The sequence below is a fragment of the Methylobacterium sp. WL103 genome, assembly GCF_008039885.1.
Classification (GTDB): Bacteria; Pseudomonadota; Alphaproteobacteria; order Rhizobiales; family Beijerinckiaceae; genus Methylobacterium; species Methylobacterium cerastii.
Genome location: NZ_VRUX01000592.1, coordinates 1 through 2,549, shown reverse-complemented (window position 1 = coordinate 2,549; position 2,549 = coordinate 1). Strand labels below are relative to the sequence as shown.

Here is a 2,549-nt window from a genome sequence, read left to right as displayed (position 1 = left end):
GCTCGACCCGTTCGGCGACCGCCGCCCGGCGCTCCGCAGCCGGCGGGCGCAGGGCGACGTCGAGGGCGGCTACCGGCCCTGGCCCGGCCAGACCGCGCGTTCGCCCTTCGGCGACGACGACCTGCGCCCGCGCCGCCGCGATCCCGACTACCTGTTCGGCGACGACCCGCGCTACTGACGCCGCCCCCCCCTTCTCCCCTTCGAGGTCCTTCCGTGCTGCTGCAGCGACCCGTTCGCCTTGCCTTGCCCCTGCTCGTGCTCGCGGGCGTCCCGTCCGCGATGGCCCAGGCGACGCCCCCCTCGCCGGCGCAACCGGGCATGGCCGCGACGGCCGCGACGGCCGGGCGCATCCGGGAGGTCGCCTCGGTCGCCGCCGTCGACCCGACCACGCTGAAGCCCGGGACGATCCTGGTGAGCGACCACCGCGACACCCCCTCGGCGCCCGAGAACGGGCTGACGCCCTACCTCGACTGGGTGCGGACCAAGCCGGTGGAGGCGGCCGCGCTCTCGCCCTTCCCCGGCTACAAGGAGCCGGACTACACCACCACCGTGAACGGGGTCGCCAAGCCGCGGCACGAGGCGCTGAAGGTCTACGTCGCCGAGGGGCGCTTCGTGGTGGCACGGCCCGCCGAGGCGATCGACCTGTCGGCGCTGGCGCAGCTCGGCTTCGTGCAGGCGATGGACCCGGCGATCAAGCACAAGGCGCTCGACCCCGCCGACGTGACGCCGACGAAGGACCCGGCCGCGGCCTTCGCCCGCCGTCCCGACCGGCCGTGGTGCGAGCCGGGCACGGTGTGCATCGAGTCGCGCTACGACCTGGAGGGCAAGCTGCCGCTGGGCGTGAAGCTCGCCAACAAGCTGGAGGAGGGCGGCGCCAAGAAGATCGCCGAGTTCGTCTCGTTCCAGAGCGAGCTGCGCACCCTACCGCCCGACCGGGCCGCGAGCCTGGGGGCGCTGACCAAGGTCGACACCACGGTGACGGGCGGGCTCGAGCAGACGATCTTCTGGGTCAACCAGATCCTGCGCTTCGGCAAGTTCCTGGCGGTGTTCCAGCCGATGCCGAACGACCCGACCAAGACCGTCGTCACCACCTACATGGCGCTGGCGATCAAGGGCGACGTCCTCGACCGCAAGGCGGAATACGCCCGCGTGCCCGTGCTGAGGAACCTGCTGCCGGCGCAGGTGCTGATGGGCAACTCGAGCTTCAACACCGGCACCTCGATCAGCGCCGGCCTGCCGACCTACGCCCGCAACCGCATCGCGGCCTTCGCCGACGCCCTCGCCAAGCGCTAAGCGCCCCCGGGGCCTCGCCCCGCACCGCGGAAGGCGGCGCGGGGACCGGCCCGAACGATCGGAGACGCCGGCGGATCAGTAGCCGCGATTCACGATCGAGGGCATCGAGGGCTGCGTGTACAGGCGGTTCACGTCGGGCCGGGTCTGGGTGCCGTTGGTGTCGTTCGAGCGCCGGTAGTTGTCGGTGTTGAAGGTCTCCGCCAGGCCGCTGCGGCTGTCGGGGCCGTCGACGCTGTTGCAGGCGGCGAGGCCGCCGAGCAGGGCGGCCGCGAGGGCGAGGGGAGCAAGGGTCCGAAGGGTCGGGACGGGGCGCATCGCAGGTTCCTGGGGCGTCATCGTGAGGGAGGCGCGGGAATCGCCGGTGCCGGCGGAGGTGTCGGGCCGGTGTGGCCGCGTCAAGGCGGTGCCGCTCGCGTAAAGCGGTTGCCGGGGATCCGATGTCGGATGGCCACGGAAAAGTCACCACGGCGTGGCTTTGCGGCCGCGAACCGGGGCATTCGTGTGGAGGAGCCGCCCCACAACCCTGGCCAAGCGGCCGCGTTCCGGCGACAACCGCCGGGATGAGCCGAAAGCCTTCATGAGCAACGTCCTGCCCTTCCGCCCGCGCACCCCCGTGCAGCAACTCGCCCGGTGCGAGGTCGTCGCCGTCGCCGGCGACCTCCTCACGCTGCTCGAACAGCTCGAGGATGTGAGCGCGCGCGCCGCCGCCATGGGGCGCCCGGCCCTCGAGGTCGAGCGCACGGTCCAGCACCTGCTCGACGCGGTCGGCGCCGTCGAGCGCGCGCTCGACTGCATCGGCGAGGGCGAGCAGGCCGCGCCGGCCTGACGCCGGGCGCCACGTCCCGACCCGAATGCACGACTCGTACGGGGCATGAGAACCCGAACGAGGACGGCGCGAACGCAATCCGACCCCGACGCGAGCGCCTCTCGTAGGCTCGTCGCACGCTCGCCCTCGCGAGCCCGCCTCCCGCCCTGACACACCGAGCCGACCTGCCGACGTTGCGTGCAATGTCCGCGGAACTGTCGCGCTTAAGTTGTCGTTGAGGGGGTGTCGCAGCGCACGCGCCGTGCGGTGCGCCCCATTTCCAATGCTCGAGCATCCTCGGAGGGATCGATGACGTCGTCCTTGAACCGTCGCGCCCTCGCCGTGGTGATCGCCGGCGGCCTCGTCGCAGGCGGCGCCGCCCAGGCCCAAGCGGCCGAGATCGGCTTCTTCGAGGCCTTGTTCGGCGGGGCGCGGCCGGCCGTGCAGGCGC

The 2,549-nt window shown here is 72.7% G+C and carries 3 protein-coding genes; 2 read left to right on the top strand and 1 reads right to left on the bottom strand.

Going from position 1 to position 2,549, the window contains the following annotated elements; all coding sequences use genetic code 11:
- Window positions 1–318: 318 nt before the first annotated feature.
- Window positions 319–1,293, top strand: a complete 975-nt coding sequence (locus FV222_RS22815; RefSeq protein ID WP_238272071.1) for a hypothetical protein — start codon at window positions 319–321, stop codon at window positions 1,291–1,293.
- Between the two features lie 75 nt (window positions 1,294–1,368).
- On the opposite strand, the gene FV222_RS22810 is transcribed toward FV222_RS22815, so the two are convergent.
- Window positions 1,369–1,608 (bottom strand): hypothetical protein, encoded by a 240-nt coding sequence (locus FV222_RS22810; protein WP_147754639.1) that lies wholly within the window; start codon window positions 1,606–1,608, stop codon window positions 1,369–1,371.
- Between the two features lie 262 nt (window positions 1,609–1,870).
- On the opposite strand from FV222_RS22810, the gene FV222_RS22805 reads away from it, so the two are divergent.
- Complete coding sequence (locus FV222_RS22805; RefSeq protein ID WP_147754640.1) at window positions 1,871–2,119, top strand: hypothetical protein; 249 nt, start codon at window positions 1,871–1,873, stop codon at window positions 2,117–2,119.
- Window positions 2,120–2,549: the final 430 nt, after the last annotated feature.